Origin of the sequence: Erwinia wuhanensis (assembly GCF_030484085.1) — a bacterium.
GTDB lineage: Bacteria > Pseudomonadota > Gammaproteobacteria > Enterobacterales > Enterobacteriaceae > Erwinia > Erwinia aeris.
The window spans coordinates 1-25,659 of the sequence record NZ_JAUJUH010000001.1 but is presented as its reverse complement, the minus strand read 5'-3'; the positions used below and the strand labels follow the sequence as shown (position 1 = coordinate 25,659).

22 protein-coding genes are annotated in these 25,659 nt (G+C 55.6%); 1 reads left to right on the top strand and 21 read right to left on the bottom strand.

Going from position 1 to position 25,659, the window contains the following annotated elements; all coding sequences use genetic code 11:
* Positions 1-361 precede the first annotated feature (361 nt).
* The 8 genes from efeB to putP all read right to left on the bottom strand — a co-directional run bounded on the left by efeB (position 362) and on the right by putP (position 7,094).
* Positions 362-1,639: an iron uptake transporter deferrochelatase/peroxidase subunit gene (efeB, locus tag QZH36_RS00110; protein ID WP_301729416.1), complete on the bottom strand. Its 1,278-nt coding sequence runs from the start codon at positions 1,637-1,639 to the stop codon at positions 362-364.
* A gap of 3 nt (positions 1,640-1,642) precedes the next feature.
* Positions 1,643-2,758, bottom strand: a complete 1,116-nt coding sequence (efeO, locus tag QZH36_RS00105) for an iron uptake system protein EfeO (RefSeq protein WP_369894549.1) — start codon at positions 2,756-2,758, stop codon at positions 1,643-1,645.
* Positions 2,759-2,791: 33 nt separating this feature from the next.
* Positions 2,792-3,619, bottom strand: coding sequence for an iron uptake transporter permease EfeU (gene efeU / locus QZH36_RS00100; protein WP_253460556.1), 828 nt, complete (start codon positions 3,617-3,619; stop codon positions 2,792-2,794).
* Between the two features lie 255 nt (positions 3,620-3,874).
* Positions 3,875-4,231 carry a type II toxin-antitoxin system HicB family antitoxin gene (locus QZH36_RS00095; protein ID WP_253460553.1) on the bottom strand — a complete coding sequence of 119 codons (357 nt, stop codon included), beginning with the start codon at positions 4,229-4,231 and terminating at the stop codon, positions 3,875-3,877.
* Positions 4,228-4,491 (bottom strand): type II toxin-antitoxin system HicA family toxin, encoded by a 264-nt coding sequence (locus tag QZH36_RS00090; protein WP_125290934.1) that lies wholly within the window; start codon positions 4,489-4,491, stop codon positions 4,228-4,230. The genes QZH36_RS00095 and QZH36_RS00090 overlap by 4 nt, the downstream gene beginning before the upstream one ends.
* A 445-nt stretch (positions 4,492-4,936) precedes the next feature.
* Positions 4,937-5,317 (bottom strand): HVO_A0114 family putative DNA-binding protein, encoded by a 381-nt coding sequence (locus QZH36_RS00085; RefSeq protein ID WP_125290933.1) that lies wholly within the window; start codon positions 5,315-5,317, stop codon positions 4,937-4,939.
* Between the two features lie 12 nt (positions 5,318-5,329).
* The gene (locus QZH36_RS00080) at positions 5,330-5,461 is read right to left on the bottom strand and encodes a hypothetical protein (RefSeq protein WP_255416553.1); all 132 of its coding nucleotides are present in this window, start codon (positions 5,459-5,461) and stop codon (positions 5,330-5,332) included.
* Positions 5,462-5,609: 148 nt separating this feature from the next.
* On the bottom strand, positions 5,610-7,094 hold the full coding sequence (gene putP / locus QZH36_RS00075; RefSeq protein WP_253460546.1) for a sodium/proline symporter PutP: 1,485 nt from the start codon (positions 7,092-7,094) through the stop codon (positions 5,610-5,612).
* 420 nt (positions 7,095-7,514) lie between these two features.
* Between putP and putA the strand changes: the two genes are divergently transcribed.
* Positions 7,515-11,465 (top strand): trifunctional transcriptional regulator/proline dehydrogenase/L-glutamate gamma-semialdehyde dehydrogenase, encoded by a 3,951-nt coding sequence (putA, locus tag QZH36_RS00070; RefSeq protein WP_253460544.1) that lies wholly within the window; start codon positions 7,515-7,517, stop codon positions 11,463-11,465.
* Between the two features lie 178 nt (positions 11,466-11,643).
* Here putA and QZH36_RS00065 read toward each other — a convergent pair whose 3' ends face one another.
* The 13 genes from QZH36_RS00065 to QZH36_RS00005 form a co-directional block, all read right to left on the bottom strand.
* Complete coding sequence (locus QZH36_RS00065; RefSeq protein WP_301729415.1) at positions 11,644-12,717, bottom strand: acyltransferase family protein; 1,074 nt, start codon at positions 12,715-12,717, stop codon at positions 11,644-11,646.
* A gap of 425 nt (positions 12,718-13,142) precedes the next feature.
* Positions 13,143-13,895: an L-cystine ABC transporter ATP-binding protein TcyN gene (gene tcyN, locus QZH36_RS00060; RefSeq protein ID WP_253460538.1), complete on the bottom strand. Its 753-nt coding sequence runs from the start codon at positions 13,893-13,895 to the stop codon at positions 13,143-13,145.
* Positions 13,892-14,560: a cystine ABC transporter permease gene (gene tcyL, locus QZH36_RS00055; RefSeq protein ID WP_253460535.1), complete on the bottom strand. Its 669-nt coding sequence runs from the start codon at positions 14,558-14,560 to the stop codon at positions 13,892-13,894. Before tcyL ends, tcyN begins: the two co-directional genes overlap by 4 nt.
* Positions 14,560-15,363, bottom strand: coding sequence for a cystine ABC transporter substrate-binding protein (gene tcyJ / locus QZH36_RS00050; RefSeq protein WP_125290927.1), 804 nt, complete (start codon positions 15,361-15,363; stop codon positions 14,560-14,562). The genes tcyL and tcyJ overlap by 1 nt, the downstream gene beginning before the upstream one ends.
* 65 nt (positions 15,364-15,428) lie before the next feature.
* Positions 15,429-16,415, bottom strand: coding sequence for a D-cysteine desulfhydrase (locus QZH36_RS00045; RefSeq protein WP_253460532.1), 987 nt, complete (start codon positions 16,413-16,415; stop codon positions 15,429-15,431).
* Between the two features lie 206 nt (positions 16,416-16,621).
* Positions 16,622-16,843, bottom strand: a complete 222-nt coding sequence (locus QZH36_RS00040) for a hypothetical protein (protein ID WP_301253397.1) — start codon at positions 16,841-16,843, stop codon at positions 16,622-16,624.
* Positions 16,815-17,450 (bottom strand): Ssp6 family T6SS pore-forming effector, encoded by a 636-nt coding sequence (locus QZH36_RS00035; RefSeq protein ID WP_301729414.1) that lies wholly within the window; start codon positions 17,448-17,450, stop codon positions 16,815-16,817. Before QZH36_RS00035 ends, QZH36_RS00040 begins: the two co-directional genes overlap by 29 nt.
* Before the next feature lie 850 nt (positions 17,451-18,300).
* Entirely contained in the window at positions 18,301-18,804 is a 504-nt protein-coding gene (gene fliZ, locus QZH36_RS00030) for a flagella biosynthesis regulatory protein FliZ (protein ID WP_253460520.1), read from the bottom strand.
* A gap of 42 nt (positions 18,805-18,846) precedes the next feature.
* A complete protein-coding gene (locus QZH36_RS00025) occupies positions 18,847-19,569 on the bottom strand; it encodes an RNA polymerase sigma factor FliA (protein WP_253460517.1) in 723 nt (240 codons plus the stop codon).
* A gap of 143 nt (positions 19,570-19,712) precedes the next feature.
* Positions 19,713-20,681 carry an HNH endonuclease signature motif containing protein gene (locus QZH36_RS00020; protein ID WP_301729413.1) on the bottom strand — a complete coding sequence of 323 codons (969 nt, stop codon included), beginning with the start codon at positions 20,679-20,681 and terminating at the stop codon, positions 19,713-19,715.
* Between the two features lie 235 nt (positions 20,682-20,916).
* Positions 20,917-21,732: a glycosyltransferase family 2 protein gene (locus QZH36_RS00015; RefSeq protein WP_301729412.1), complete on the bottom strand. Its 816-nt coding sequence runs from the start codon at positions 21,730-21,732 to the stop codon at positions 20,917-20,919.
* Positions 21,733-21,812: 80 nt separating this feature from the next.
* Positions 21,813-25,451 (bottom strand): glycosyltransferase, encoded by a 3,639-nt coding sequence (locus QZH36_RS00010; RefSeq protein ID WP_301729411.1) that lies wholly within the window; start codon positions 25,449-25,451, stop codon positions 21,813-21,815.
* 81 nt (positions 25,452-25,532) lie between these two features.
* The coding region (locus tag QZH36_RS00005; protein ID WP_301729716.1) for a flagellin at positions 25,533-25,659 on the bottom strand (127 nt) is incomplete at its 5' end.

Genomic DNA, 25,659 nt, shown 5'->3' with positions numbered 1-25,659 from the left:
TTGGGGCGATAAAGCCCTCGCGCCGGGAAGCTGTCACGCTATTTGTCTGACGCTTATGTCCGTAAAAGGACTTGTCCATTCGCGATCTCCGTGTTGCACACTGGAAACAACTGACGCCTGATAATTAAATTTCAACAGATTCCTGGAATAATGCAACATTAATTTTACCTGACGGCAAGCGAAAAGTACCAAATAAGCGAACGCGTACGCGGCAGGTTAATTAGGATCCTAACAGGATCAAAGAGATAACAATTTATTTTATGCTGAGTGCGGTAATCTGAAATGTTTAACAGCCGGCTGAACGCCTCTGGTTAAAAAACAACCTCCCGCACGAGGCGCGGGCGGGAGGCTGAAGAAAGGCTCAGGCCTGAAGTAAAGCCTGCCCGAGATAATGTTTTTCGTCAATGACGCCAGGCAGCACAAAGAAATATCCGCCGCCGACGGGTTTGATATATTCCTCCAGCGCCTCGCCGTTGAGTCTTTTTTGTACGGTAAGAAAACCCTTTTCCAGGTCGTGCTGATAGCAGACAAATAACAGGCCCATCTCCAGCTGACCGGCATTGGATACGCCCAGCGAGTAGCTGTAGCCACGGCGGAGCATCAGGCTGTCCTGCGTTTGCGACGTGCGCGGGTTAGCCAGGCGAATATGCGCGTCTAACGGCGTAACGAGGCCATCGGGATCGCTGGCATAGTCCGGTACATCATGTTCGTGCGTCATTCCCAGCGGCGCGCCGCTCTGCTTCACCCGGCCAAAGATCGTTTCCTGCTCGCGCAGTGGCGTTCTGTCCCAAAACTCTACGTGGAACTGAATGATGCGCGCGGCCTGATAGCTGCCGCCGATCGCCCAGGCAGGTTCATCCTGATCCGCCGTGACCCACAGGATTTTATCCATCATCGCCGCGTCGGCCGTATCGGGATTGGCCGTGCCGTCCTTAAAGCCCAACAGATTGACTGGCGTCTCCCTGCCCTGACTGCGCGCTGCATGATCGGAGATAAAGCCTTCCCGCCGCCAGCGCACGCTCAGCAAATCCGGCGAATGCTTGATGATATCGCGCAGCGCGTGGATCACCGTATCGTTGGTATTGGCGCAGATTTGCAGCAGCAGATCGCCGTGGCACAGCCCGGCATCCAGCGCATCATTGGGAAAGCGCGTCATGGTTTGCAGCCTGCGCGGCTTTTGCGCCTGCAATCCGTAGCGATCGTCAAACAAGGCGCGGCCGACCGATACCGTAATGGTCAGATTATCCGGGTAGATATGACCGCCCAGAATGCCGGAATCCATCGGCGGCAGACGCGGATTAACCGTTTGCGGCGCTTCTCCTCCCCTGGTCAGAAAAGCGATACGGTCGGTCAGCAAACGAAATAACCGCTCCAGATCGGCCTTGTCCGTTGCCAGTACGTCAAAAGCCACCAGCATCATCGACGCCTGCTGTGGCGTGACGATCCCCGCCTGGTGCGGCCCGTAAAAAGGCTGTCTCTGCTGGCGGGCATTGGGCGACAGCGCGCCGGGCGAAAAGGCCGCCGGCGCGCCATGCGCCGGACAGCCTCCTGCTAACGCCAGCGCGCCGCCAAGGAGGCCCATCCCCTTCAGCAGACGGCGGCGTGAAGGCTGAGCCGCCTCGTCATCAGCTTGCTTCATAACTCAATCCAGCCCCAGCGTTCCGCGCAGCAGAGCGAGATCTTCCGCCAGCGCCGTGATCGGGCCTTTCATCGCAGTGCGATCGGCATCGGTAAGCTTGTCATAGGAGGCAAAGCCGTCGCCGCTGCGGTATTTCTTCAGGATAGCGTCTACCTTTCTGAAATTACGGTCGATTTTTGCCAGCAGCGCCGGATCGGCCTGTTGCAGCATCGGACGCAGCAAATTCACGATCTTCTGCGCGCCATCAACGTTGGCCTGAAAATCCCACAAATCGGTGCGGCTGTAGCGGTCTTCTTCGCCGGAGATTTTGCTGGAAGCCACTTCTTCAATCAGACCGGCCGCGCCGCCGACCACTTTACCCGGTGGAAATGCCAGTTCGCTGACCCGCTTTTGCAGCGCCTGCACGTCTGCATAAAGCCTGTCGGCATAGGTTTCCACACCTTTGGTCGAGCCGTCGCCCCACAGCGCTTTTTCCAGACGATGGAAGCCGGTGAACTTAGGATCGGCGGCTTTCTGCTCATAATCATCTTCGCGAGCGTCAATGCTGCCGTCCAGATCGGAGAACAGTTCCGCTATCGGTTCGATACGCTCATAGTGAGCGCGCGTCGGCGCATAGAGGGCTTTCGCCTTATCGATATCGCCCGCTTTTACCGCCCCGGTAAAGGCTTGCGTGCTGGTAACCAGCGCGGCGACTTCCTGCATCACGTAAGCTTTGTAGTCGGTAACAGGGCCGGTCAGCTGCATCAGCGTTGGCTGCGCGCTTGCTGCATCCTCTGCGCCCTGCACAATCAGCTTACCTTTGGGATTGCTCAACAGGCCGCAGGTCATCTCATACTCGCCCGGTTGCAGACTGGCCGTCAGCTTTTGCGTGAAGCCCGGCGCGATATTTTCGCGCTCCTCCACTACCATCACCCCTTTCAGGATCTCCCACTCCAGCCCTTTCTGGCTGTGGTTCTGGATCACAAACTGCGTTTTACCGGCTTTAACGGTAACGCTCATCGGCTCGCACTGTTTGTCGTTAACGACAATTTTTACCTGCGGCACGTCGGCAGCCTGCACGGCAGAAAAGCTGGCCAGTAACGCCGCCGCCAGCGGTAACATTGAAAAACCACGAATCATGATAAATCCCTTAAATAAGAAAGCGGAAAAGCGTTAAAGACGGACTGCCGTCGTTGGCGGGCGTCCGGGCAGGAAAAACAGGATCAGCGCAGGAATGAGATAGCAGAACCAGACCACCACTTCACTGACGCTGGGCGCTTCCTGATAGCCGAAAAGGCCTTCCAGCAGCGTGCCCATCAGCGTGCTGGTGGAGAGCACCTCGCTGAAATCGAACGCCTGGCTCTGGAAGGCGTTCCACAGTCCGGCCTCATGGAAAGCACGGATGGCGCCAGCCGCCAGGCCCGCTGCGACCAGCAGAATAAACAGGCTGGTCCAACGGAAGAAGAGCGCCATATTCAGCCGCACGCCGCCCCAGTAGATCAGCATACCCAGCACGATAGCGGTAGCGAGGCCCAGGATGGCGCCGACCGGCGGCGCAATGCCCACGTCCTGCTGGAAGGCCGCCAGCAGGAAGAACACGGACTCCAGCCCTTCCCGCGCGACGGCCAGGAAGACCATAAAAATCAGCGCCCAGCCGCCGCCTTTGCCGCGCTGCAGCGCGTTATCCACCGCGCCTTCCAGCTGCGCTTTAATATTGCGCGAGACTTTGCGCATCCAGAACACCATCCAGGTCAGAATACAAACGGCCACCACCGCCACCATGCCTTCGAACAGCTCCTGCTCTCTTTGCGGGAATTCGCCGGTGGTTTCATTAATCACATAGCCCAGCACCAGGCAGAGCGCGGCGGCGATGAAGACGCCAAGCCACATTGCGCCGAACCACTCGCTGCGCTGCGTGCGCTGTAAATAGCTGGCAATCAGGCTGACGATCAGCGCGGCTTCCAGTCCTTCGCGTAACATAATCAGGAACGGCACAAACATAGGCACCTTCAGACATATAAGGCGTTTTCACGCGGGTAAAGAAGTGTAAATCTAAACGATACCGATTATCATTATCGCCAGAAGAAATACAAGAGGCTGGACGGTTATTTTCATCGGGCGTGGCAAGGGATTAAAGGAAAATGCGCTATCAAAGGGCGTCGGAAACTTCCCTACCTGTTTATTTCTGTACCCGAAGACTATCCGAAAGGAAAGGAGCTGGTTTTGGCAGAAAGCCCCGCCTGGACGGGGCTTTTATTATGCGTGTCTGATTCGCTCTTCCAGCGTTTCAATGATGAAAGTATTTACTGACATATCGTTTTCAGCTGCCACATGACTTAATTTTTCAGCAAGCGTCTCGTTATAGCGTAAAGTAAATGTCTTCGTTTTTTCCTGTCGGGCATAAGGATCTATCCCCTCTTCCCGACAATCTTTCAGATATTCCTTTAAGGAAATTTCGCCTTCTCTCCGCAGCCCTTCTACGCTGTCAGCAACAAAATCACAATAACCACTGAGCCCCAGGAATTTGCCGCGAAACGCGTTCAGTTCAGGTACGAAGCTGACAACAACCGGCTGCCCGGCTATCTCATATTTGTTGGGTTTTGCTTTGCTCATGGTTCAATCCCTATACTTTCTAACCATTCTTTAACGCTGTTAACTGCGCCTTTGTCGGTATCAGGGGCAGGATGTGGGCGGTGGAATCTTGCGATACTGCCATTTAGTTTGAATCGGCACCGGGATCCGCTACCTTCGGTAACTTCACCACCTAAAGCCCGGATAAGCGACTCGATTTCTGCCCACTTAATGTTGGCAGGAACAGGCAGCGCAAAAATTTTAGTCAGTATGAGTTTATGCTTCTTCCTTAATGCAACCATAGCTTTATCCCTGCCATAGCTTCACTCTATGAAGTCATTTTATTAACCCTGGTTTTCGAAGTCAATTTATGAAGTCATCGAGAAGATTATTTGTAATCACGTTATTGGCCGATGACGACAGACAGTTTGGGGCTCAATCACCAACTAAAACCAATTGTCCGATCGCCTGTCTGGACGTTCGTCCGGCCCCGAAACTGATGCGTGCCGCATGTCAGGACGTTCGCCTCCCATTGATGCGTAACACGTTTATTGCAACGGCTCAGCCAGCGTATCGTCCCAGGGCCCAGGCGGTGCGCTCAGATCCGCCTTATCGCCACTGGTAGCAACTCACGTCCCGTTTTTATTCCTGTTGCGGTTTGTTTGCCGTGGGGACAGTAATTGCCACGAATCGAACAGCAGAAAATTTAAGATAACCAAATATGCGCGCCGTTGTACCGGGGCCAACTCAGGCAGCGTCGCTGGCTTTTTTGGCCGGGAAATGTGCGGTGTGGATAACGAACTCGGTGTAAAGCGCCACCGGTTTCATACAGTTTTTCCCTTTTACTTTTTTCACGAAGCCGTGTTTTTCCAGCGTCGACAGCGTGGCGGAAAGATTGCTCACCGCCCGCCCGGCCAGCCGGGCCAGCTGAGAGATGCTTTCCGGTTTCTCCCGATCCATCATATCCAGCAGCGCCAGATTTTCAGGACTTAAAATCTGCGCGACCGCGTTTAGCGAGGAGAACCAGATTTTGGGTTCGTTTTCTTCAGGAAGGTACTCATTGCTGACAATCGCCATGACCCGCTGGCGAAACTCATTTTCTGGCATTACGCCGATCAGTGCTTTCATCATCATCCCTTTTTATCTGGTTGCTTCAGCCACGATTTTATCTACCGCGGTGAAAAAATGATCCATAATTTCATACCAGTAGCCGCAGGCATAAATATAGCGGGTGCCGTGCAGGCTCAGCAGGGTCGCTAATCCATAATCCATTTAACTCATCCTTGATTTATGAGCAGATCATAACCTTATCGCAAGAGGATGACAAGCCATGATGGCTTTATGCCGTCCTCCCTGACCAGGTTTTCCGTTCTTAAAAAAAAGGCCCGCCGAAGCGAGCCTGTCGTAGTTATCAGCGTGATTAACGCGAATGGAACTCGGCTTCGGCTGCCTCAAATCGTTTTACGGCCGCAGTGGAAGGCTTGCTGCCCACCAGGCTGAACAGCACGATGGCGATGCTGGCAAACAGGAAGCCCGGAATAATTTCATACAGATCCAGCCAGGCGTACTGTTTCCAGATCAGCACGGTAGCCGCGCCTACGATAATCCCGGCCAGCGCGCCGTTACGGGTCATACGCTTCCACACCAGCGAGAAGATCACTACAGGCCCGAACGCCGCACCAAAGCCGGCCCAGGCGTAGCTTACCAGCCCCAGTACGCGGTTGTTCGGATCGGAAGCCAGCGCGATAGCTACGACCGCCACCAGCAACACCATCAGACGCCCTACCCATACCAGCTCACGTTGGCTGGCACCTTTACGCAGGAAGTTTTTATAGAGATCTTCCGTCAGCGCGCTGGAGCAAACCAGCAGCTGGCAGCTCAGCGTCGACATCACCGCCGCCAGGATAGCAGAAAGCAGGATACCGGCGATCCACGGATTAAACAGAATACGAGCCAGCTCGATAAAAATACGTTCGCTGTTGTCGGTGACGCCTGTTGCCTGCTCGGGATGGTTCTGGAAGTAGGCGATACCAAAGAAGCCGACCGCTACCGCACCGCCCAGGCACAGGATCATCCACGTCATGCCGATACGGCGCGCGCTGCGGATAGAATGGTGCGAATCCGCCGCCATAAAACGCGCCAGGATATGCGGCTGACCAAAGTAGCCCAGTCCCCAGCCGAGCAGCGAGATCACCGCGACAAAGTTCAGGTTTTTCAGCATATCCATATTTTCAATGCTCTTCGCCTGGATAACCGCCAGGGAATCGCTCAGGCCGCCTACTGCAATAATAACCATCACCGGCGTCAGGATCAGAGCGAAGATCATCAGGCTCGCCTGCACGGTATCGGTCCAGCTTACGGCCAGAAAACCGCCGACAAAGGTATAGATAATAGTGGCGGCTGCGCCAGCCCACAGCGCCGTTTCGTAGCTCATGCCGAAGGTGCTTTCAAACAGGCGGGCGCCGGCTACGATGCCGGAAGCGCAATAGATAGTGAAGAAAACCAGGATGACGACCGCAGAGATAACGCGCAGGATTTTGCTTCTGTCTTCAAAACGGCTGGCGAAAAAATCGGGCAGCGTCAGCGCATTATCATGGTGTTCAGTCTGCACGCGCAGGCGTCCGGCGACGATTTTCCAGTTAAGGTAAGCGCCCAGCGTCAGGCCGATAGCAATCCAGCTTTCGGAGATGCCGGAGATGAAAATGGCGCCCGGCAGGCCCATCAGCAGCCAGCCGCTCATATCAGATGCACCGGCGGAAAGCGCGGTGACCACGCTGCCCAGACTGCGTCCTCCCAGGATATAGTCATCAAAATTTTTGGTTGAGCGCCAGGCCAAAAAGCCGATAAACACCATGCCAAGAATGTAAACGCAAAAGGTCACCATCATAGGTGTGCTTACTGTCATTCAGGTTCTCCACTTATTATTGTTAATGCGCAACCCTGCCCCGCCGCCGGAACGTTGCGGCGCCACTTTTAACCACCCAGGGCGGGGTATCCTGCCGCAAAGCACTGACGGGCACAATACTCGCCAATGGTTTAACACAATCGTTACATTAATTTCACCTTGCATCTGGAAAGAAGATTCGACAGGTTGCACTGGATCACAGTGTCACCGGTTACACCTCTCAAAAAACCTTTTCAGAACCCAGTTTTACTGCAATCTGTAAAGCTGGCCGGATTTTTGCAGCAATATCCATGCCGCTTTTTAAAAAAGCGTTTTTACACTCTGCAATCAGCCTCACATTTAACAAGGTTGCACAAAGTTGCAACTTAAGTGATATTGCTTGCCAGATCTGTTTTGACTATTTGCAAGGAGTTTTAAGGCATGGGCACAACCACTATGGGCGTTAAGCTGGACGAGGCCACGCGTGACCGCATTCGTCAGGCTGCGGGCCAGATCGATCGCACACCTCACTGGCTGATCAAACAGGCTATTTTTAACTATCTGGAACAGCTGGAGAGAGGCGACGCCCTGCCGGAATTCCCCTTGCAGGCTACGGCTCAGGAGAGCGAAGACGCGCCGGTCGAGGAGCTGCATCAGCCTTTTCTGGAGTTTGCCGAACATATTCTGCCGCAATCGGTAACCCGCTCCGCCATTACCGCCGCGTGGCGTCGCCCGGAGACGGAAGCAGTGCCGATGCTCCTTGAACAGGCACGTCTGCCGCAGCCGCTGGCGCAGCAAACCCAACGTCTTGCCCACAAGCTGGCTTCGGCGCTCAGGCACCAAAAAGGGGCAGGCGGCCGCGCCGGTATGGTGCAATCGCTGCTTCAGGAGTTTTCACTTTCTTCACAGGAAGGCGTTGCGCTGATGTGCCTGGCGGAAGCGCTGCTGCGTATTCCAGATAAGCCAACCCGTGACGCGCTGATCCGCGATAAAATCAGCAACGGCAACTGGCAGTCGCATCTGGGCCGCAGCCCTTCGATGTTTGTTAACGCCGCCACCTGGGGCCTGCTGTTTACCGGCCGCCTGGTCGCCACGCACAACGAGGCGAATTTGTCGCGCTCGCTGAACCGCATCATCGGTAAAAGCGGCGAGCCGCTGATCCGCAAAGGCGTGGATATGGCGATGCGCCTGATGGGCGAGCAGTTTGTCACTGGCGAAACCATCGCGGAAGCGCTGGCGAACGCCCGCAAGCTGGAAGAGAAAGGCTTCCGCTACTCTTACGATATGCTGGGCGAGGCCGCGCTGACGGCAAAAGACGCTGAAGCCTATCTGGTTTCCTATCAGCAGGCGATCCACGCTATCGGTAAAGCCTCCAACGGTCGCGGCATCTATGAAGGGCCGGGCATTTCCATCAAGCTTTCCGCGCTGCATCCGCGCTACAGCCGCGCGCAGTACGAGCGCGTGATGAACGAACTTTACCCCATTTTGAAATCGCTGACGCTGCTGGCACGCTCTTACGACATTGGCATCAACATCGATGCGGAAGAAGCGGATCGCCTGGAGCTGTCGCTGGATCTGCTGGAAAAACTCTGCTTTGAGCCGGAGCTGGAAGGCTGGAACGGCATCGGCTTTGTTATCCAGGCCTATCAGAAGCGCTGCCCGTTTGTGATCGACGCGCTGATCGACATGGCCCAGCGCAGCCGTCGCCGCCTGATGATCCGCCTGGTGAAAGGTGCCTACTGGGACAGCGAGATCAAGCGCGCCCAGATGGACGGCCTGGAAGGCTATCCGGTGTTCACCCGTAAGGTTTACACCGACATCTCTTATCTGGCCTGCGCCCGTAAACTGCTGGCCGTACCGAACCTGATCTATCCGCAGTTCGCGACGCACAACGCGCATACGCTGGCGGTTATCTATCAGATGGCGGGCAATAACTACTACCCTGGTCAGTACGAGTTCCAGTGCCTGCACGGCATGGGCGAACCGCTGTACGAGCAGGTGGTCGGCAAAGTGGCGGATGGCAAGCTTAACCGCCCGTGCCGGATCTATGCACCGGTCGGCACGCACGAAACGCTGCTGGCCTACCTGGTGCGCCGCCTGCTGGAAAACGGTGCCAACACGTCGTTTGTGAACCGCATTGCCGATAACACGCTCCAGATTGAAGATCTGGTCGCCGATCCGGTCGATGAAGTGGAAAAACTGGCCCGCACCGAAGGGGCGATTGGTCTGCCGCATCCGAAGATCCCGCTGCCGCGCGATCTCTATGGCGCAACGCGTCAGAACTCCGCCGGTCTGGATCTGGCTAACGAACACCGCCTGGCTTCGCTCTCCAGCGCCCTGCTGAACAGCGCTATCCAGCCGTGGTACGCCGCGCCGGTTATCGATGGCGAAACGGAAGCCAGCGAACAGCTGCCGGTGCTCAATCCGGCGGAGCCTGCCGATATCGTGGGCTATGTGCGCCACGCTACCGGGAAAGATGTTTCGACCGCGCTGGACGCCGCCGTCAATGCCGGCCCGATTTGGTTCGCCACGCCGCCTGCCGCCCGTGCGGAGATCCTGACCCGTGCCGCCGAGCTGATGGAAGCTCAGCTACAGCGCCTGTTGGGGATCCTGGTGCGTGAGGCCGGAAAGACCTTTAACAACGCTATCGCCGAGGTACGCGAAGCGGTCGACTTCCTGCACTACTATGCAGGCCAGGTTCGCGACGATTTCGATAACGAAACGCACCGTCCGCTTGGCCCGGTGGTTTGCATCAGCCCGTGGAACTTCCCGCTGGCAATCTTCACCGGTCAAATTGCCGCAGCGCTGGCAGCAGGCAACAGCGTGCTGGCCAAGCCTGCCGAGCAGACGCCGCTGGTGGCCGCTGCCGCCGTCGCTATTCTGCATGAAGCGGGCGTGCCGGTTGGTGCCCTACAGCTGCTGCCGGGCCTGGGTGAAACCGTCGGCGCTCAGCTGACCGGCGACGACCGCGTACGCGGCGTGATGTTTACCGGTTCGACTGCCGTAGCAACGCTACTGCAACGTAATCTGGCCGGTCGTCTGGATCCGCAAGGCAGACCGACGCCGCTGATTGCGGAAACCGGCGGCATGAACACCATGATCGTGGACTCCTCCGCGCTGACGGAACAGGTCGTGGTCGATATCGTGGCTTCTGCCTTTGACAGCGCCGGTCAACGCTGCTCTGCCCTGCGTCTGCTCTGTATTCAGGATGATGTTGCCGACCACACGCTGCAAATGCTGCGCGGCGCGATGGCCGAATGCCGTATGGGCAACCCGGAGCGCCTGTCTACCGATATCGGGCCGGTGATCGACAGCGAAGCGAAAGAAAATATCGAACGCCATATTCAGGCGATGCGCAGCAAAGGCATGAAAGTGTATCAGGCGGCGTTTAACGATAAGCACGACAGCAAAGAGTGGCAGACCGGCACCTTTATTCCGCCAACGCTGATTGAGCTGGAAAACGTCGCCGATCTGGATAAGGAAATTTTCGGGCCGGTGCTGCACGTGGTGCGCTACAACCGCAGCACGCTGCCGAAAATTATTGAGCAGATCAACGCTTCCGGCTACGGCCTGACGCTGGGCGTGCATACCCGTATTGATGAAACCATCAATCAGGTCACCAGCCGCGCCAAAGTCGGCAACCTGTACGTCAACCGCAATATGGTAGGGGCCGTCGTAGGCGTCCAGCCGTTCGGTGGCGAAGGCCTGTCCGGCACCGGTCCGAAAGCGGGCGGCCCGCTCTATCTCTATCGTCTGCTCTCGCATCGCCCGGAAGGCGCGCTGAAGGTTACGCTGGATCGCCAGGACGTCGAGCGTCCGGTTGATGCGGCGCTGCGTCCGGTGCTGCTGACCACTCATCAGGCGCTGACGGAGTGGGCGAAAGACAAGCCGGAGCTGGCTGCGGTCTGCAAACAGTTTGCCGAGCTGGGCCAGAGCGGCACCGTTCGCCTGCTGCCCGGCCCGACGGGCGAACGCAACACCTTTACCCTGCTGCCGCGCGAGCGCGTGGTCTGCCTGGCGGATAACGAGCAGGATGCGCTGGTGCAGCTGGCGGCGGTCACCGCCGTGGGCAGCCGCGCGCTGTGGCAGGATGATGAACTGCATCGCGCGCTGGCGAAGAAACTGCCCACAGCCGTGCAGAGCCGTATCGACTTTGCGGTCGAACCGCTGGCGCAGCATAACGAGTTTGAGGCGGTGATTTACCACGGCGATGCCGATCAGCTCAGAACAGTTTGCGAAACGGTGGCCGCTCGTGAAGGCGCGATTGTTTCCGTCCAGGGCTTTGCCCGCGGCGAAACCAATCTGCTGCTGGAACGCCTGCTGATTGAGCGCTCGCTGAGCGTCAATACCGCAGCGGCAGGCGGCAACGCCAGCCTGATGACCATCGGCTAACGCGCCCGTCGGCCTGCCCGACAGGCTTAAAGCAGCGGATTCCGTACAAGGGGCGAAGCAGTTCGCCCCTTTTTTGGTTTAGCCGCGCGGCTGACCGGAAAAAGTAGCCACCTGATGCGTTTAAAGTCATAAGAAAAAGGCCGCTAATAAGCGGCCTTCTTACGCCTGGTGTTTTCTGTCAGGCATCAACTTTGACGCGCAGCAGCCGTGGATAGATAAACAGATTTTTGCCGATGCCCCGATTAAGCAACGTCCACACGCCTACCGAACAGCCCGCGCACAGCGCCACCATTACCACCGGGAAAGCTGTCGCCCACAGCATGGAGAACGCTTTGTTAGCGAACAGCTGATGATGTTCCGCGAACAAAATGGCGGACATGCCAAAGAATTCGATAAAGATGCGGTGCAGCACGTAAATTTGCAGCGTGTTTCTGCCCAGCCAGTTTAGCCAGCCCAGCGTAAAGTAGCGATTCAGCGTCCGGCAGGCGGCGACGGAGATTAAAACAGCGAGCGCACACAGGAACAGGCTATGGGGAATACCGAGCTTAGCGTGGATCAGCGACAGCGCTATCAGCGCGGCCCAGGGCACCAGATTGCTGCGACGCCATTCGCTCCAGCGCAGCAAAGTGCTGCTGTAAAAGGTACCCAGCAGGAAGAAGATCAGATACTGCGCGACGCTTTCCGGTCCCCAGCCTGGGATGATTTTCATGACGGCGGCGTAATTCAGCAAAACCGCAATGGTCATCATCGCAAGCCGCTGCTCGCGGAACAGTTTGGCGAACACAAAAAACAGGCCAAGCGCATAAAGATACCAGGAGGAGCTCATCGCCAGCAGCATTAATTTAACCGACTCCACCGGCGTGGCCGCCCAGGCCGCGTTGGTGTTTTTGGAGAGCTGTTCGCCCATCACCTCATTGGAGACGCCCCGGATCATCAGCCATTGGATCACGCCCCAAAGGAAATAGAGATAGAAAAGATTGGTAACGCGACTGGTAAAAACCTGCTTCCATGGACGGTTAATAATGCCGTTGGTCGCCAGCAGGCCAGAGACAAAGAAAAAGGCGGGCATCCTCAGCGGCGAAAGATAATTATTAAAGGCCAGCCATAATTTAGCAGGCATAAAGCCAGCAACCAGATGGCCAATCATTTCGGCATAGCCTGGCAGGACAACATGATATAAAACCACGAGTAAAATGCAGAGGCCTTTTAAACTGTTTATCCAGGCAATATCCTGCTTTTGAGTCGTATTCATTATATTACTCCGACCGTCATAAACTGGGATAACATGAGGTAGCGATACCTCCCCGTAGCCGAGATATTTAATATTATCTGGCCCTGACCGTACGCTGACAAATATATACAATGTGGCTGCTGCTGGCCCTGAATACTTAGTCATGCCCGGCATCATGCATATTCAGAACATTCCTCTTCTCGCGAAGCGAATTTACCTTACCCTGGAAATTTGCAATAAGTTAATAAATTATTCCTCTTTTAAGAGACTGACGTCTTAAGCAACTTCTCCAAAACGAAGGCGGGTAAGGGAAAGCACAGGCGGGAGAGCTGTTTACGCAGGAAGAACGGCTATTTTATAACGAAGCGGCATGAAAGATATTTAAGAAAAAGCTTATTCAGCTGGCGCGCTGAAAATTGCCGGAATTAACCGGCAATTTTACAGGGTTATTGCGAAAGAAACTTTTCCAGGAACTGACGGGTGCGCGGGTGTTCGGGATGGCTGAACAGTGCTTTTGCGCTGCCCTGCTCCACGATGCGACCCTGATCCATAAAGATGGCGCGATCGGCAACGTCACGCGCAAAGCTCATCTCATGCGTGACGATAACCATAGTGCGCTTCTCCTGCGCCAGCGCCCTGATGGTATTGAGCACTTCGCCTACCAGCTCGGGATCCAGCGCGGAGGTCGGCTCATCGAACAGGATCACCTCCGGGCGCATCGCCAGCGCACGGGCGATAGCCACGCGCTGCTGCTGGCCGCCGGAAAGCCGACGCGGATAGCTCTCTTCCCTGCCCGCCAGCCCAACCTTCTCCAGCAGCTGACGCGCACGCGCCACCGCTTCGGCTTTTGGTTCGCCTTTCACGATGGTTGGCCCTTCAATGATGTTTTCCAGCACCGAACGATGGGGAAACAGATTAAAGTTCTGGAAAACAAAGCCTACCTGCTGGCGCAGACGGCGTACCTGCTCTTTCTGACGGTTCATGCCGGCGGCGGCATCAATACGGATATTGCCCACTTTAATGGTGCCGCTGTCCGGGGTTTCCAGCAGATTGATGCTGCGCAGCAGCGTGGTTTTGCCCGAGCCGCTTGGGCCGATTATCGCCACCACTTCGCCCGAAGCGACCTCCAGATCGATATCGTGCAGCACCGTGTGGCCGTTAAATTTCTTCACCAGCCCGCTGACTTCAATGGCGCTCATTTTGCCTCCCGATCCTGGCGGTTAACGTGGTTTTCCAGCCTGCTTTGCAGCATGGAGAGTAAAGTCGCCATCACCCAGTAAATCAGCGAAGCCGCCAGATACATGGTAAAAACTTCCAGCGTGCGCGAGGTGATCAGCTGCGCCTGGCGGAACAGCTCCGGCACCTGAATGGTGGCGGCCAGCGAGGTATCTTTCACGAGGCTGATAAAGCTGTTGCCTAACGGCGGCAGCGCGGTACGGGCGGCCTGCGGCAGAATAACCCGGCGCAGCGTCTGCCAGCGCGTCATGCCGATACTGGCCGCCGCTTCCCACTGGCCGCGCTCGATGGCGGCGATAGCACCGCGCAGCGATTCGGAAGCGTAGGCCGCCGTATTCAGCGACAGGCCAATCATGGCGGAAGGGATTGGATCCAGCTCAATGCCGAACTGCGGCAGGCCGTAGTAGATCATAAACAGCTGGGCGATCAGCGGCGTGCCGCGAAATATCGACACGTAGAAACGCGACAGCCAGGCTATGGGCCAGAAGTGGGAAAGACGCATCATCGCCAGCACGAAGCCCAGCAGCAGCCCGAAGAACATGCCGCCGATGCTGAGCTGGAGGGTGAAAAGCGCGCCTTTCAGTAAAAATGGTGCTGAATCCAGCACCAGTTGTAAACTTTCCTGCATTATTTAGTTACGTCCACGCCAAACCATTTGTCGGAAATCTTAGCCAGCGAACCGTCTTTCTGCATGTCCGCAATGGCTTTATCGACCGCCGCCAGCATTTCCGGGTTGTCTTTGCGCAGCGCCACGCCCGCTTCCTGACGAGAGAAGGCCGGGCCGGCTACCGCCAGCGTTTTACCGGTTTTCTTCACCAGATCCAGCGCGGCCAGACGGTCAACCAGGATCGCATCAATTCGGCCAACGCGCAGATCCTGATATTTAGTTGGATCGTCGTCATAAGTACGGATATCGACGTTCTTCACGTTTTCACGCAGCCACTGCTCGTAGTTGGTGCCCAGTCCCAGCCCCACTTTTTTGCCGCTGAGATCGGCAGGCTTAGTGATGCTGTCGGCCTTATCGGCTTTGGTCAGCGCCTGGATACCGGAAACGGTATAAGGCGTAGAGAAGTCATACTTCTTTTTGCGCTCGTCGGAGATGGTGACCTGGTTGATCACCACATCGATGCGCTTTGAGTCCAGCGAGGCCAACATGCCGTCCCACTTGGTCGGTTTCAGGCTGGCCTTGACGCCCAGATGCTGTGCCAGGGCGTTGGCGAAATCGACCTCAAAACCGGCCAGTTTGCCGTTTTCGTCCTGGAAGCTGAATGGCGGATAGGTTCCTTCCAGGCCCACCAGCAGCGTGCCGCGTTCTTTTACTTTATTCAGCAGGTTTTCCGGGGCAGCAGTAGCCTTGGTGGCAACGCCAGCCACCAGCGCCAGCGACATCATTCCCGTTACCAGTTGGCGACGAACCAGAGAAAAATTCATAAGCGCTCCATGTTGAGATGCAGATTAATAGTGTGTAGTCAGCTTTCTTTCCGAAGGCCTGCGGATCACCGCAGAGGATGATAAGCAAACAGCGCCGGCGAACCACCCGTGTGAACGAACAGTAGCGGGCCTTCGCGGCGAAAACGCTTTTGTGCGATGCCGTCAATCAATCCGGCCATTACCTTGCCAGTATAGACCGGGTCCAGAAATATCCCTTCAAGCCTGGCCAACAGTTTGATCGCCTCCGTGCCCTCTTCGCTCGGCATCCCGTAGCCCGGCGCGAAATAGTCGTCCCAGAGCGTCACGGGCGCCTGCGCTGTTAGCTCAAGCTGCGCGGCGAGCGCCTGTTGAATAGCGACCACTTTAGGCTGCTGTTCAGCAACGCTGCGCGAAACGGTTACGCCAACCAGCTCGGTGTCCGGCAGCAGCTGCTCCAGTCCTACGGCGAGACCGGCATGGGTTCCGGCACTGCCGGAGGCAACAACGACAGCGGCAAAATCTACCACGCCTTCGCTCTGATGAGCAATTTCCTGAGCACATTCTACGTATCCCAGCGCGCCCAGCGCGTTGGAGCCGCCAACCGGCACTACATAAGGCCGAAAGCCCTGCGCTTCCAGCCGCGTGCATTGTTCAGCCAGCTGCGCGGCGGGATCGTGCAGCGCATCGACCATCACCACTTCCACATCCATCAGATCCAGCAGCAGGCGATTGCCGTTAGTGGCGTAATTTTCAAGATGGGTAATGCCCGGATTTTCCAGCAGCGCCACGCACTTCAGGCCCAGCTTTGCGGCCACGGCGGCGGTTTGACGGACATGGTTAGACTGGATAGCGCCGGCGGTCAGCAGCACGTCCGCGCCCTGGCGCAGCGCATCCGCCGCCAGGAACTCAAGCTTGCGCAGTTTGTTGCCGCCCAGGGCTACGGGCGTGAAGTCGTCGCGTTTGATAAAAATATCGCGCCCCAGATAGTCGGAAAGACGAGGCAGATGCTCAAGCGGCGTCGGCGCGCCAAGCAGTTCCAGCCGGGGAAATGAGTGTAAAAGATGTAAGGACAACGTAGCCTCCACAGCAGCAAAAAGTCATCCTTACTGTTGCGAAGGCAAGGATAACATATTGAAAAAAATGGTTTTAAGCCAATACCACACACTGACTATATAAAAAAAACCCGCTTCCAGGCGGGCTTGTATATTATAAGCTATCAGGGATCGCAAAGCGCTAACGCTCTCCTCTCAACAGTCCAGGTCCAGGTGAAAGCAAAGCGCTAACGCTCTCCTCTCAGCAGTCCGAGTCCAAGTGAAAGCAGGTATCCCAAAACAAAGAAGCCGACAAAGCCAACTGTTTTCATTACACCACCCTCCAGCAGAAACAACGACAAAAAAGCAGCTATTGAGCAAAGTCCGGTAATCATGGCCTCAAGAAAATGAGAAGCGCCCCAGCTGGCAATTTTGCCCAATTTACTTAGCGAGGATTTTGCAGAGTTCATGCTGAACCGCCTTACAAATCATTGGGCTACTGTTGATATATTTCAGATAAGGTTCAAGCGCAGGCTCGACCAAAAAATAAACCATATCAAGATTTTCATCAGAAATTTTATAGTACGTTTGCGGGTAATCGCGTCGCAGGCACCGCGAAGCTTTAGCCGCCTCCTCTATTAATCCTTGCGTCATCAGCATGTTTAATGAGAATGACGTACCGTAGCGGATAAATTTTTTCCAGATATACGTTGACGTTGATTTGCGCAATATAAGATTTGCGGCCGCATGGGCAACTATAAATTGCGTTGCCGTTTTGCCTGCCAGCCGCCCAGCGCCATAATTTAGTTTTTTATTCACAGCGCCTTGCCCGTTATCGTCCAGCTTTTCATAAAAGTCTGTCATAACGATGGTGATCAGGCGGCGCAATGGTTCCTCCTTGTTTCCCAGCGATTTAACCACCCTAAAAAATCTTTCCGTCTCCCTTTGGTTTCGATCTTTTAACCGCTCGCCAGCCAAACCACTCCCTTGCCAGGTTCTGATTACGCCGTCATACATCCCAGAAGGTACTGACGAGATACCGTCAACCACCCCACGGGCAATAGATTTTGCATCCATACATTTTCCCTTTCGTCCAATAAACCGTGTCAAGAATAACTAATAGGGATAGCTATTTCTATCCGTAAGGTATTTAATTTAGCCAGAACACCCAAAAAATAATTTTTTAATTTTTAATAACTTACTTCAGCATTAGCTTATAACCTGATGCCAGTTCATCCCGGATAGTTTGCAAAAAATGAAAATAATCCCTTTTTTATCCACGTGTTATGTCTTTAAACAATCTTTACCCGATCCTTTTTCTGAAAAATGAAATTTGCTTTGGCTGTTTGCCTGGGGGATCCGCCAGCGGCGCGGGCTGCTGATACCGATTGAAGAAAATCCAAACTGGGAAGTTTTTTCGAGCTGAATCGTGCGGGCGGGTGCGGTGTAGCGCCGATTTTGTCTGCGGGATAGTAGTGATGCTGTAATGCCATGCCGCCAGGCCAATCACTCCACATATTGCGGCATATATTTACTGGTCACGTCATGATGAACGAGGGAAATATCATGTTTTACAGCAAATGTGTGGGCTCGCAAGCATAGCGCTGACGATAAGTTATGCGCATATAGCTTTGAGATCGGGAAAATACCATCGCGCTGGGGCCGTTGGCTGGCAGGTTAACAGTTCAGGACTGCTGATACTGTAAATTCAGGGCAGCGATATTGCGCTGCCCTGATGTCCACGTCATGCCCACATTCAGACATGTCAGAAACCGTTACAAACCGCTGTAACTTTTTCAGAGGTATATTTTTTATAAGTTTATCTTGTAAGCCTTTACTTAACCAATCCCTTAACAACGCAGGAAAAGTTATTACAGTTTTACAAAACATAGCTAAAAGGTAACGTAAAAGAGGCTGTCGTCCCAATCTAATTGCGCTGCCAGCCTAAAAACTGATCGTATTTGCGCAGGGCGATGCGGTAATTATTGTTGCCCGCATCGGGAAGATCGTTTTCCAGACATTCGTGCCAGCTGTTGCCGGCCAGTCTTTCCGCCGGAAAATTACGGGCCGACAGCATCCCGTCAAGGCGACGCAGGCGAACAACATATTCGCGGATCGTGCTGTGGCTCATCTCGGTCTGCTCAAACAGATACTGTTTAAACGCCATGATGTCAAAATAGGTAGGATTCGTATTGCAGTAAATATCACTGCAAAAACGACACAGCGCGGTCAGCTCAAGCTGGAGCTTTGACCAGACCTGGTCGTCAATCGGCTGGTCCATGCGGGCGATCGCCTCTTTATTGATGATCTGCCCGCGGAAAACCAACGCCATACGATCGAGAACTTTACTACAGTGTGAACAGTTAGTCTGGCTGTGCTTAAAATCTTTCAAATAGCGGCTCAGCGGCCTCATTTTAATTTTGGATCCCATTTGGAGTCCCCGGTTGGTGTTGAGAGTGCAAAACTGACTCCGTCAGCGCGCTCCCGTTAACCGGGCGCGCAGGCGTTTTATCGCCTGACTGTGCAGCTGGCTGACACGGGATTCCCCGACCTCCAGCACTGCGCCAATCTCTTTCAGATTCAGCTCTTCCTGGTAATAAAGCGTCAGCACCATTTTTTCGCGTTCGGGCAGCGCCTCGATCGCTTCAATGACGCGTTCGCGCAGATTCCCTTCCATTAACTGGTGTAGCGGGTTAGCCTCTTCGTGGCCTTCCGTCACCAGCTCCGCGCTGTCGCCATGTTCCTCACGATATTCGTCGTAAGAGAACAGCTGGCTATTATTGGTATCCAGCAGGATCTGCCGGTACTCTTCTAATGACACGTCAAGCTGTGCCGCGACTTCCTGCTCGCTGGCCGGCCTTCCAAGACTTTGTTCGACGCGATGCATGGCGGTGGCAACTTCGCGCGCGTTACGACGCACGCTGCGAGGCGCCCAGTCACGGCTACGTAATTCATCCAGCATCGCGCCACGTATGCGCTGTACGGCATAGGTAGTAAATGCCGTGCCCTGCAGCGCATCGTAACGTTCGACGGCATTCAGCAGCCCAATGCCACCCGCCTGCAGGAGGTCGTCCAGTTCAACACTGGCTGGCAACCTGACCTGTAAGCGCAGCGCCTCATGACGCACCAGCGGCACATAGCGCTGCCACAGCGAGTTTTTATCCATCACGCCACCGACGGTATATAGATCGTTCACTATGACTATCCTGCGTTAGTTAAGTTATCGGCATGATTATCTGTTTCTGTAGTGCGGATTGATTGGAGGAATAGCGGTAAAAAAGGCGGGTTATTTCATTTTTGTGGAAAAAAGCGGCGTCGGGCACCGCTTTTTACGGAAAGCTAACGCAACCTTAGCAGTCTCTGCCGTGTCGCTGTGGGCACCTGCTCCCATAATGCACAGGTTTTACCGGCAAGATCCTGATAAGCAGAGCTTAACTCTTCATCGGCTGGCAGGCTGTGTCGAAAAGAGATCCTGCCCGTCTCGCCATCAATCAACAGCAGATGGCTGGCGAACAGCCGTTGCAGGTCGCTACGCAGAAAAAGCCCGTTATCCACGTTATTGTCTTTCAGAAAACCGCTTTCGTTCTCTTCCGTCACAATATGGCAGGCCTCTACCCACGGGTAGCTGGCATTTTCATGCACTTTGGTGCCGGTGATCACGCAGGCGCCGTAGCGTTCACGCACCGCCGTGCTGAAAGACTGCTGGCTGATGCGCTGCCAGAGACGCGCTTTGACGCGGCGCCCTACCTGCGTGCCGGGCATTACGCCTGCCGTAGGCGGCAGCAGCGGCGAGCTGAGCACCACCAGGAACTGGAGCTGTCTCGCATATTCAAAACAGGGCCGCGTCTGGCTGTCGTACAGCTGCCAGTACTCGTCTTCCTCATCGGTGCGCAGCAGGCTAAGCGTAAAACCACGCTGTGCCATCAGGCTTTGCGCCATAATCGAGGCCGGATCCAGCATCGCCACCACCTTGCTCTCGCCCATCACCTTCCAGACGTTCCACGGCGCGGGTGCGGGCGGGCGACGAAAATAGAGAAAGCTCTCCTGTTTTTGCAGGTAGTGCTCAAAGCGCTGCAAATAATTTTTACGTTCGTTATCGTTAGAGATAAAAAGCACATCCTCCAGCGCGCCGTGGATATCCCTGCTGGCGAAAATCGCCCGGATAATCCAGTTCTTGCTGGAGGTAGAAGGACTGAGTAATCCATGAGGGGTTAGCGATTTATCCTCAGGGTATTTCTGGCCATAGCGTTCGGCAATTTCATCGAACGGCAACAGTTCGCCAGGCAGCAGGTCGTAATTGAAGCGCATGTCACACTCCGCAAGAGGATCAAAATGAATTGTTATAAAAAAGAGTTATCGGCCTGGCGCATTTTTTCTCCAGTGCCGCAAGGGCAAAACCTGAGTGTGATAACAAAATAAGCGGCTTTTGGATACGGGCCAGACGGCAAGTTTCAGGCAAAAAAAACAGGCGAGATAAAAAGACACGCTTCGCCAGAAAAGCGAAGCTTGTCAGAGAAGCAGAAGTGAATAAAGCAGAAAACGGTTAGCTAACCAGGCTGGCGCTAATGGCATAACGCTTTTTCAGCGTAGCCAGCTCTTTTTTCAATGCCTCGGTCGATACCGCAGGAATTTTCGGCGGCAGGCAGCCATGCTTTTCCTGGAAGTACGTTGCGGCGACCAGGCTTATGGCCCGGGAAGAGAGCTTGCCGGAAATCGTTGACTGCTGCGGGCTCCAGCCTTCATCGCCCAGATACTGGCCTGAATTATCCAAATCCGGGAAATAGTGATAGGACGGATGCAGTCCCGCTTTAATAACGGCATAGGTGTGGTCGAGATGCTCCACGGCGTTATAGTAAATTTCATCCATCAGCCCGACTTTTTCCAGGCAGGCTCTGGAGTAATAGCAGAATGCGCCCACGCAGGCCGGATACAGCGGCATAACAAAATCGCCGTAATCCATAATATAGCAAGGACGCGGCGTACCGTCCGGCTGCACATTTTTATCGCCATGCTGGCTAAAATTAAAATGTTGAATGCCGGTGCGGGCAGATAATTCGATATAACGGGCAAAAACGGACGGATCCTTAACGAAAATATCATCTTCGATCAGAAAGAAATGGTCGACTTCCTGAGCCTGAAGATAGCGCAGCGCAATATTTTTGCTGCGGCCAACGCCCTGATTCACTTCGTTATGGTGAAGATGGCAATCCAGCTCGCCGAGTTCGGGATAATAAGCGCCGTCGTTAACCACGACTAACGCGTCGATAATATCGCGAGGCAGCGACTGATAAAGTTTTATCAGTCCGGCTTTGCGATTATAGGTCACGATGCCTACGCCAATTTTTTTTCCGCCAATCATCCTGCCCCCTTGCGAGCCGTACTTTTTAATTAGAGCGGGCTGACCAGGCGCTCCCGGTCAGCCATAAAAATCACCTGAAACTAGCCTCGCGGCAGCCAGGCGTTCTGCCAGTCCGTCAGGCCTTCGTCACGCAGCATCCAGTCGCGGAATACGCCGGCGCGCAGCGCGTCGCCCCTGGCCGCCAGCGCGTCCATATCGGCCAGATGTTCGCGAATGGCGTTCATCCAGTCTTTGTAGCGGTTGGTTACGCGGGTGACCGGCAGATCGCAGCGGTAAGGCTCAATATCGGTACAGATCACCGGCACACCGCAGGCGCCAAGCTCCAGCAGACGCAGGTTACTTTTACACTCGTTAAAGAAGTTCATCTCCAGCGGCACCAGCGCCAAATCCAGGTTCAGCGTCGCCAGCTTTTCGGGATAAAACTCGAACGGCACGCCGTAGTGGAATTCGCACTTCACGTTCTGCGGCTTCATGCCCATAAAGACCCACTCGACCTCGTTCTCCAGCTCTTTCATAAAGGGCAGAAGGATTTCCAGGTCGCCGGTATGGCTGCTGCCGCCCGCCCAGCCGACGCGCGGCTTTTTCCCCTGACGACGCAGGCTGTTAAGCGCGGCCCACTGATCGTCCAGGCGGTTCTGCGCCACGCGAATGTCGTGATGGAACGGCGCATAGGCTTCGGCCAGCGGCACGGTGGAGACCACCAGCCAGTCCGCCTGCTCTACCGAACGGCGCAGCTGGCGCACGATATCCTTCGGCAGCTGCTTGCGGAAGACGCTTTTCAGCGGCAGGTTTGGAATGTAGTCATCGTATTCCATAATGATTTTGGTATTGCTGACCTGACGATACTGCTTCACGCGCTCGGGGATGGAGACGTCGGTCACCAGCTCCAGCAGCAGCGTATCGGGTTGTATTTCCGCCACCTCCATCACCGCAGGCAGGCCGTGCGTCAGGCCGCCTTCCAGTATCAGATTGCCTTCCAGCGCCTTGAACGGCTTGATCACGCGATAGTTGCCGCAGCCGGTCAGGTTTTTATGACAGGCCATCATTACCGGCAGCGGTCGGCCCGGCAGCGGCTGATGATAGCGCGACTGACGCGTGCCCAGCTGGAAGTTGCCGCCAACCTTGGTGAGTTGACGGTTATAGCTGACATCCACGCTGAGCTGCCCGCGCCATTTTTCACGCAGCGTATCAAACATCTCCGGCCCGACATGGGACGCAATGCCGACTTCTTCGCCCAGCACGCGGGTTGCGCCGCCCATATGCAGCAGACGCGCATAAGGCGTCCATACGGTGAGATAGCCGCTGGCACGCGCCTTCAGCGCAAAATCCACGTCGCCCAGGTAGACCGGGAACTCATCGACGCTGAAGCCGCCCAGCTCGACAAAGACCTCTTTCGGCACCATCATGCAGGCCGCGCTGACGGCGGTCACGTTCAGGATCGATTGCAGGCGCTGCATATAGCCGGTGTTATCCACGCTGACGCCGTCGTAAACCGGCGAGACGCCGAGGCCCACGCCCGCGACGATGCCGGCATGCTGGATGCGCCCGTCGTGGTATTCCAGCCGCGCGCCCACAATGCCCACTTCGGGACGCGTGGCGTGTTCGACCATCGCCGACAGCCACTCGCCCTCGACGATTTCGGTATCGTTATTTAAAAACAGCAGCAGATCGCCGCGCGCCTGCTCGGCGGCAAAATTATTGATCGCGGAGAAGCTGAACGCCTGCGGCCAGCGCAGCACGCGCAGCTGAGCGATATTCAGCGCCTCAAGCTGCGCCAGATAGTCACAGGTTGCCTCGTCCTGAGAATTGTTGTCCACGATCAGCAGTTCATAATGTGGCCACTGCGTTTTTTCCATCAGGCTTTCGATGCAGCGGCGCAGCAGCGGCAGGCGATCGCGCGTCGGGATGACGATGGAGACCAGCGGCTGCTGCTGATGAGTAAAGCGTACGCGATGCAGCCCCGGTAGCAGGCCCGGCTCGACCACGGCGGGCAGATTGCAGCGCGCCAGATGCGCAGCGGTCACGGCCGCGCTTTCCGCCACGATTTCCGGCAGCTGTAGCCAGCTTTCCGCCGTTTCCGGCACCAGCATCAGCGCGTCGGCGATATGGCCGATGGACTGCGCGCCGCGGGTTTCAATAAATTTCCACGCCAGATCGATGCCGCCCAGGCGCGTAAAACCAGCGTCGAAACCGCCCGCCTCACGCGCGGCCGCGACGTTAATCAGCATCTGTTCGCCAATATAGGGCTGGCTGCGCAGTAGATCGATATTCAGATCGGGTTTAAACAGGCTTTCGGCGGCCAGCAGGGTTTCGCCCGTGACGCTGTCGCAGTACCAGAGCGCGGCGTCAGGCTGGCGCAGACGGTGCTCGGCAAAGACCAGCAGCGCCCACGGCATCAGCTCGCTGCCGGCGGTGACCAGCAGCAAGGAATCGGCCTGCGTCTGGCTGAACAGCCCGGCCAGCTGCTGGCTGTCGCGCACTTTTTCCACCAGGGCCGGCTGTAGATACTGAGCCTCCAGCGAGGCAAGCGTCTTCTCAACGGCGGCGCTGTCGCCGTGCGGATCGAGGATCGCCAGGCCGATATTGCCGGTTTCCGGCATCTGGTTAATAAAGGAGAGCAGCACGCTGATGCGCGCTTCGGAAGGCTGGCGCGTTTTCAGCCAGCTTTCCAGCACGCGGGATTTTTCGGCGTCGTCGGCAATCACCTTGCGGTGCAGCGTCAGGCTGGCGGCTTCGGCTTCGGTAACCTGCAGCCTGTCCGCTTTCGGCAAGCGGGCCAGCACGGCCTCGATCTGCGCGCTGAGCGACCACTGCCGGAAAGCTTCTTCGCGGAAGTCCTGCGTCCACTGCCAGGCATCGGCATAAGGCTCAACGATATCCTGTACCCACTCTTCAGGGCTTTGATGCGGTGCACTGCCGTAATCGGCAAGGAAATGCGAATCCAGCCCCGCTTCCAGCGTTTCGCCGTTTACATAGCCCGCGCCGGAAACCGTATCGGTAAGATAAACAGGGACACCGGCAGCCAGCGCCTGGACCACCGGACGAGTCTGTGCCATCACCAGCTGATAGGTGGAAAGGAATTCAGGCGTCAGCTCAACCTCACGACGTCGGGCGTTGATATGGTCAAGGCTGATGCCCTTCGCGGCCAGCAGCGTCCGCAGCTCGCCAATGGCGTCATTTTGTTCTTCAGAGATCAGCAAAATGCGCGACAGCGGCGGCATAGCCTGCGGTTGTACCTGAGCGAAGCTGTCGCTAACGGAAAGAGGAAATATATGGAGTTTGCGTTGATCGATGCCTTTCAGCGCGAGTTTCGCATAGGAGATGGCGGAAACGGCCAGGCTGTAGGCCGCCAGTTTGTTTTCCAGCGCCGCGCCATAGGGCAGGTCCTGGTCCGCATAGGCGTAGTAGTGCTGAAAAACGCAAACGCCAGATATTTCGCCTTTCTGCAGAGCCGAGATCATTTTCAGACTCATGTAGCCCTGGCAAATCCAGATCAAATCGTAGTGGGCCGCCAGCGGATGCTCATCTTCCATAAAGCACTGCACGTTGCCGCTTCGCTGCAACGCCTTCAGCCGCCGTAAATAGGTGCCTTCCACCAGCCGCGTGACCAGGTCAATCTGCCAGCCCTGCGCGTGAAAATGCTCGACCACATCCATCAGGGTCGTTTCTGTATCAGTTAACCGGTTAAGTTGATCAATAGTAATTAAAAGACGATTCATACTTTTTCTCCGCGCCATCTTATGTGGGCAAGACAGAAAAAACCCGGCCGTAGCCGGGTCGACGAAACGTGTCGTGCGAGATTACTGCAGCAGAGACAGAACGCCCTGTGGAACCTGGTTGGCTTTTGACAGCACGGAGGTACCAGCCTGCTGAAGGATCTGCGCCTTCGACATGTTAGAAACTTCAGTTGCGTAGTCAGCATCCTGG

What these genes read in the sequence shown, in the direction of transcription:
- efeB (WP_301729416.1), bottom strand. Translation starts at nt 1,639, where the DNA reads ATGAAGCAAGCTGATGACGAGGCGGCTCAGCCTTCACGCCGCCGTCTG.
- efeO (WP_369894549.1), bottom strand. Translation starts at nt 2,758, where the DNA reads ATGATTCGTGGTTTTTCAATGTTACCGCTGGCGGCGGCGTTACTGGCC.
- efeU (WP_253460556.1), bottom strand. Translation starts at nt 3,619, where the DNA reads ATGTTTGTGCCGTTCCTGATTATGTTACGCGAAGGACTGGAAGCCGCG.
- QZH36_RS00095 (WP_253460553.1), bottom strand. Translation starts at nt 4,231, where the DNA reads ATGAGCAAAGCAAAACCCAACAAATATGAGATAGCCGGGCAGCCGGTT.
- QZH36_RS00090 (WP_125290934.1), bottom strand. Translation starts at nt 4,491, where the DNA reads ATGGTTGCATTAAGGAAGAAGCATAAACTCATACTGACTAAAATTTTT.
- QZH36_RS00085 (WP_125290933.1), bottom strand. Translation starts at nt 5,317, where the DNA reads ATGAAAGCACTGATCGGCGTAATGCCAGAAAATGAGTTTCGCCAGCGG.
- QZH36_RS00080 (WP_255416553.1), bottom strand. Translation starts at nt 5,461, where the DNA reads ATGGATTATGGATTAGCGACCCTGCTGAGCCTGCACGGCACCCGCTAT.
- putP (WP_253460546.1), bottom strand. Translation starts at nt 7,094, where the DNA reads ATGACAGTAAGCACACCTATGATGGTGACCTTTTGCGTTTACATTCTT.
- putA (WP_253460544.1), top strand. Translation starts at nt 7,515, where the DNA reads ATGGGCACAACCACTATGGGCGTTAAGCTGGACGAGGCCACGCGTGAC.
- QZH36_RS00065 (WP_301729415.1), bottom strand. Translation starts at nt 12,717, where the DNA reads ATGAATACGACTCAAAAGCAGGATATTGCCTGGATAAACAGTTTAAAA.
- tcyN (WP_253460538.1), bottom strand. Translation starts at nt 13,895, where the DNA reads ATGAGCGCCATTGAAGTCAGCGGGCTGGTGAAGAAATTTAACGGCCAC.
- tcyL (WP_253460535.1), bottom strand. Translation starts at nt 14,560, where the DNA reads ATGCAGGAAAGTTTACAACTGGTGCTGGATTCAGCACCATTTTTACTG.
- tcyJ (WP_125290927.1), bottom strand. Translation starts at nt 15,363, where the DNA reads ATGAATTTTTCTCTGGTTCGTCGCCAACTGGTAACGGGAATGATGTCG.
- QZH36_RS00040 (WP_301253397.1), bottom strand. Translation starts at nt 16,843, where the DNA reads ATGAACTCTGCAAAATCCTCGCTAAGTAAATTGGGCAAAATTGCCAGC.
- QZH36_RS00035 (WP_301729414.1), bottom strand. Translation starts at nt 17,450, where the DNA reads ATGGATGCAAAATCTATTGCCCGTGGGGTGGTTGACGGTATCTCGTCA.
- fliZ (WP_253460520.1), bottom strand. Translation starts at nt 18,804, where the DNA reads ATGGGATCCAAAATTAAAATGAGGCCGCTGAGCCGCTATTTGAAAGAT.
- QZH36_RS00020 (WP_301729413.1), bottom strand. Translation starts at nt 20,681, where the DNA reads ATGCGCTTCAATTACGACCTGCTGCCTGGCGAACTGTTGCCGTTCGAT.
- QZH36_RS00015 (WP_301729412.1), bottom strand. Translation starts at nt 21,732, where the DNA reads ATGATTGGCGGAAAAAAAATTGGCGTAGGCATCGTGACCTATAATCGC.
- QZH36_RS00010 (WP_301729411.1), bottom strand. Translation starts at nt 25,451, where the DNA reads ATGAATCGTCTTTTAATTACTATTGATCAACTTAACCGGTTAACTGAT.